The following is a 5,596-nucleotide window of genomic DNA, read 5'->3' as shown; positions in this document are numbered from 1 at the left end:
TTCCTGCAAAGAAGCGTCTGGCTGATTTCCCGAACTATCTGATTCACAGAGCAGAGCAGCTTGAGAATCTTTATATCTTCACAAACACAGAAGGAACACCGGAAAATATCCGCAAGTTCCATCCGAACCTGATCGTAAGCTCCACAGGTTCCGCACCACTGCTTCCTCCGATCAAAGGACTTCACGACCGCATTGACAAAGAAGGCAGCAAGGTCGCTTCTATCCTGGGAATGATTAATCACATCAATGATTATCCGGAAGATATGACAGGCAAGAAGGTTGTTGTTGTGGGCGGCGGCGCTGTTGGTCTTGATGTTGTGGAATTCTTTGCAGCAAGAAATGCTGAGATTTCTATCGTGGAGATGATGGATCAGATTGGACGTGACCTGGATCCTGTTACAAAGAATGACATGAAAGACCAGATGAAGAAACATCATGTGGCCCAGCTTACAAAGACAGCTCTTCAGGAAGTAAAAGACAGCTCTTTTCTTGTAAAAGATGCAGAAGGTGAACGTGAGCTTCCATTTGACTACGGATTCGTATGTCTTGGTATGAGAGCTCAGGGACAGCTTTTCGCAGAGCTTTCCGATGCTTTTGTTTCTGATGATGTTGAGATCCTGAACATCGGAGACAGCAAACGTGCAAGAAGGATCATCGACGGAACTCTGGAAGGAAGAAATATCCTTAATACACTGACTCAGATGGGATACCTTCAATAAAAACCTTTACAACAAAATACTTTACAACAAAATACAAAAGGGGATATTATAATGGCTGAAAGAATTACCGGACATACTGAATTAATCGGTCTGATGGCTTACCCGATCCGTCACTCCAGCTCTCCTGCAATGCAGAATGAGGCTTTTGCAAAACTCGGGTATGACTACGCTTACCTTGCTTTCGAGGTTGGCGCAGATGAAATTGAGGATGCAGTAAAAGCAATCCGTACTCTGAAAATGAGAGGATCCAATGTTTCCATGCCAAACAAAACTCTGGTTGGAAAATACCTGGATGAGCTTTCTCCTGCTGCAGAATTATGCGGTGCAGTTAACACAATCGTAAATGACAACGGCCATCTTACAGGTCATATCACTGACGGTATCGGATTTATGTCTGCCCTGAAAGATAATGATATTGACGTGATCGGAAAGAAAATGACCATCGTCGGTGCAGGTGGTGCTGCTACTGCTATCGAAATCCAGGCTGCTTTGGATGGCGTTGCTGAGATTACAATCTTCAACCGCAAGGATGAATTCTGGGATCGTGCAGTATCCACAGTAGAGAAGATCAACACAAAGACATCCTGCCATGCAGTTCTTTATGATCTGGCAGACCTTGATAAACTGAAAGCTGAGATGGATGACAGTTTTATCTTTGTCAATGCTACAGGTGTGGGAATGAAACCACTGGAAGGACAGTCCGTTGTTCCGGACAAATCTTACTTCCGTCCTGAGCTGGTCGTTATTGATGTTCCTTACTCTCCGCTGGAGACAAAGATGCGTTCTATGGCAAAAGAGGCAGGGTGCAAGACAATGAACGGTCTGGGAATGATGTTATTCCAGGGCTCTGCTGCATTTGAGTTATGGACAGGCGAACCAATGCCTATTGAACATATGAAAGAGATTCTTCACATCTCCTATGATGACTGATACCTGATGGTATCTTCAGTAATGATATCTTATATTGTGATGCAGAACAGATCATTTCACCGATCTTTCCACACATAATATTTGATATATACCGCTTTTCGGCGTACTGCAGGAGATGTACTGATATATTTACTCCGCGCAGAATGTGCATATCCTGCAGTTTGCTTTCAAGCGTGTATATGTATAGAATCAAAAGCCTGTTGATCAGGCTTATGTTACGGTTATTCTTATAATAGTTCTATAAAATACTGCGGATGCGGCTTATATTATAGCAAATCCCAGTCTACTGTTTATTGCTTTTTGCAATTAAACCAGAGGATTACCTGATTGGGTTAAAGCAAAGAATTTACCTGACCGGATTAGGTTCAGTATTTCACAGAACTTCCAATATAACAGAAAATATGAGGATAAACAGATGAACACAGTTCAGGTAAAAAACACTGTGATCGGTGAAGGCAGACCTAAGATCTGCGTTCCCATCGTAGGAAGAACAAAAACAGACATTCTCGAAGAAGCAAAAAAGATTACCACTCTTCCGGTTGATGTGGTTGAATGGCGTGTTGACTGGTTCGATGATGTCTTTGCTACTGAGAAAGTATTAGAGACCGCTAAAGAACTTCAGGAAGTTTTAAAAGACATTCCTGTTCTCCTTACATTCCGTACTTCTAAAGAGGGCGGGGAGAAGGAGATCTCTGTAAGTGATTATGCTGCTTTAAATATTGCCGCAGCCCAGAGTGGCTATGTAGATTTAATTGATGTGGAAGCTTTTACCGGTGATGACGTTGTAAAAACAATTATCAACGCTGCTCATGAGGCAGGTGTGAAAGTAATCGCTTCTAACCATGATTTCTTTAAGACTCCGGAGAAGGATGAGATTATCAGACGTCTTCGCATGATGCAGGATTTCGGTGCTGATATTCCGAAAATGGCTGTTATGCCGACCTGCAAGCAGGATGTTCTTACACTCCTCTCTGCTACTCTGGAAATGTCTGAGAAATATGCAGACCGCCCGATCATTACCATGTCCATGGCAGGAACAGGCGTTATCAGCCGCCTGACAGGTGAGACATTCGGTTCCGCTCTCACCTTCGGCGCTGCTTCCAAAGCTTCCGCACCGGGACAAATCGGTGTGAATGAATTAAAGCAGGTGCTGGATATTATTCACAGCAGTCTGTGATCTGTTGATGAATGATGTGATATCAGATGTTATTCTTGCCTATAGTCGCCTGGTATCACTCATATCCGGCAACAGATGATTGCTATCCCATGAGATATACGGCAAATAAATATTTGCTCAAATAATACTCCTTAAAATTCCCATGACAAAGAACCTGTCGAAACCTGACAGGTCCTTTGTTTTTATACTTTTTTCTGATCGATCATCAAATTCAGGATTGTAACATCTGTATCTTTCATTCCAACTCTTCCTACGTATCCCATATTTCGGATTGTATCCTCAACATTATCACGTACCAATCCCTCGCCTGCCTGAAAACAATGATCTGCATCCTCCAGAGCGTATGCCATAATTGCTGCATCTACTGCTGAAGCGATTTTAGCAGCACATGAAGACTTAGCTCCATCACATACAATGCCACTTGTATTTGCAAGAGCATTTGTGATTGTTTTAGATATTGCATTGTAATCACCACCGTTTAACCAGGATATGGCAGCTCCTGCTCCACATGCGGCACTTACTGCTCCACAGTAAGCTGACAGACTTCCAATATAAGTTTTCTGGTGAATCGCTATTAAGTTGCTTACAACCAGTGCACGATACATTTTCTCTTTAGAAACTTTAAGTTCTCTGGCGTATTCGATGACTGGTAGAGAACAGGTCATTCCCTGATTTCCGCTCCCGGAATTAATAACTACTGGCATAGAGCATCCATTCATTCTTGCATCAGATCCAGCTGCCGCCTTTGCTCTGGCACGTACTTTAACATCATCACCATATGCTCGAAGCAGGGTACGTCCCACTTCTGCTCCGTAATGATTACGCAGACCTTCTTCAGAAATTGCTGTATTCATGACAATCTGGCGTCCTATGACTTCCTCTATCTCTTTTATATCCACAATTTCTGCAAACTCCAGAATATCTGCTACATTCAACAAATCTCTTTTATCCTGTTTTTTCTCTGTTTTTTTCTGCTGAAAGCCCCTCTTTTCCAATAGTATCTCATCGTCTTTTTTGATTAGAACAATATTCGTATGTTTATTTTCTATAACCACAACTGCTCTATGTCCATTTTGTGTAAGTTCTGCACGGATATAAAGATTCTCTACTCCTTCTTCAAGATAACATGTACAGAATTGTGTTTCGAGAAGTTTTGCTGTCTGAATGCGTTCAGTTTCTGTAATTCCTTCCAATACTTCCAGTTTTCGTTCTGCCTGACCACCAACCATTCCAAGAACTGCAGCAGCTTCAATGCCCCTCATTCCTCCTGAATTTGGTACTGTAACACTTTTTACATTTTTTATTATATTTCCACTGCAATAAAGATTTAAATGTCCATCATATTTTTTATTTCCATCATCATCTGTTTTTATCACTTTTTCCAGCACAGAAGCTGCTGTTGCTGTTGCATATGCAATCGCAATAGGTTCCGTACATCCCAGAGCAGGAACAAGTTCTTCTCTGAGAATCTCCAGATAACTCTCATACACTTTTTTTCCATGAATGCGCTCTCTCTTCTCCTAACTGTCAAGCAAAGTTCTTTACCATCTAATTTAGATGATATGTTTTTTCTTACGGCAGCATTTTTCCTGCTGCAAGATAAATTTCATACCATTCTTCACGGCTCAGAACAATATCGGATGCTTTACTTATATCCTGAATTCTTTTCAGATTTGTACTTCCTACAATTGTCTGGATTCCTGCAGGATGACGCATAATCCACGCAACTGCGATTGCATTCTGTGTTACCCCATATTTCTCTGCCAGACGATCTAACACTTTATTCAGTTCCGGAAATTTCTCGTTTCCAATAAATATTCCTTCAAACATTCCATACTGGAACGGAGACCATGCCTGCAATGTCATTTTCTTCAGTCTTGCATACTCGATAATACCACCATCACGATTACATCCTGCATCATTATGTATGTTTACATTTAGTCCTGCATCAATAGTTGGACAGTGAACTGCTGAAAACTGTATCTGATTAATACAGATTTTTCCACCACAGTATTGATTTAATAATTCAATCTGCATCGGATTGTGATTGCTTACACCAAATGCTTTTACTTTTCCGCTTTTTTCCAGAATTTCAAATGCTTCTGCTACCTCTTCCGGCTCCATCAACGCATCTGGACGATGAAGAAGTAATATATCTACATAATCTGTTTTTAAACGTTTCAAACTTCCATCTACAGAATTCAGAATATATTCCTTTGAAAAATCATAACAGATACCCGGACGTATGGCACATTTTGTCTGAATCACCATCTTTTCACGCAACTGAGGTGTCAGCGCATTTCCAAATACCGTTTCGGCTTCTCCGCCTGCATAAATATCTGCATGATCAAAAAAGTTAATTCCACACTCCAGTGCTCCTTCAGTCAGACTCCTTACCGCTTTTTCATCAGATAAACCTGTAATTCTCATGCATCCAATTCCAATTCTTGATACATTGTCTATTTTGTCACTAATCTGAAACATTTTCATTTTTTGTATCCTCCTGTATTATACTTAATTTATGTATTTCTCTTTAGTTAACGTATTTCTTTTATTCTTTTGTCCAGTTTTTTAAGTGCAAAAACATATATTTTCACTGCATTCTTCAGATTTTCAAACAATTCCGCTTCATCTGCACAATGACAGTTTCCATGTCCTTTTGGAAGTCCGAGCCTGTCTAGATTTCGCTCCTGTCCAGGGCCAAATGCCACTGCATTGGGAATTTTCCTCGCATAAGTTCCTCCTCCCATAACAAATGGTCTGCCGTGAA

Annotated in this window: 5 protein-coding genes and 1 pseudogene; 3 read left to right on the top strand and 3 right to left on the bottom strand. The window is 41.0% G+C overall.

The features are described 5' to 3' along the window. From AC058W_RS10250 to aroD, 3 genes are all read left to right on the top strand, one after another. Positions 1–719 (top strand): FAD-dependent oxidoreductase (locus tag AC058W_RS10250; RefSeq protein WP_479390053.1); only part of this gene is annotated, 719 nt, incomplete at its 5' end. A 51-nt stretch (positions 720–770) separates the two neighbouring features. Then, on the top strand, positions 771–1,649 hold the full coding sequence (locus AC058W_RS10245; protein ID WP_117674808.1) for a shikimate dehydrogenase: 879 nt from the start codon (positions 771–773) through the stop codon (positions 1,647–1,649). A 415-nt stretch (positions 1,650–2,064) separates the two neighbouring features. Continuing rightward, positions 2,065–2,826, top strand: coding sequence for a type I 3-dehydroquinate dehydratase (gene aroD, locus AC058W_RS10240; RefSeq protein WP_118247993.1), 762 nt, complete (start codon positions 2,065–2,067; stop codon positions 2,824–2,826). A gap of 182 nt (positions 2,827–3,008) precedes the next feature. On the opposite strand, the gene AC058W_RS10235 is transcribed toward aroD, so the two are convergent. The 3 genes and pseudogenes from AC058W_RS10235 to AC058W_RS10225 all read right to left on the bottom strand — a co-directional run. Then, the gene (locus AC058W_RS10235; protein WP_479390052.1) at positions 3,009–4,316 is read right to left on the bottom strand and encodes an L-cysteine desulfidase family protein; all 1,308 of its coding nucleotides are present in this window, start codon (positions 4,314–4,316) and stop codon (positions 3,009–3,011) included. Between the two features lie 82 nt (positions 4,317–4,398). Next, positions 4,399–5,316, bottom strand: coding sequence for an aldo/keto reductase (locus AC058W_RS10230; protein ID WP_479390051.1), 918 nt, complete (start codon positions 5,314–5,316; stop codon positions 4,399–4,401). A gap of 47 nt (positions 5,317–5,363) precedes the next feature. Then, positions 5,364–5,596, bottom strand: a pseudogene (locus AC058W_RS10225) (Xaa-His dipeptidase); the annotation flags it as partial.

This window comes from Blautia sp. CGZ-1-C1 (assembly GCF_056504575.1).
This window is presented reverse-complemented; position numbering and strand designations above follow the sequence as displayed.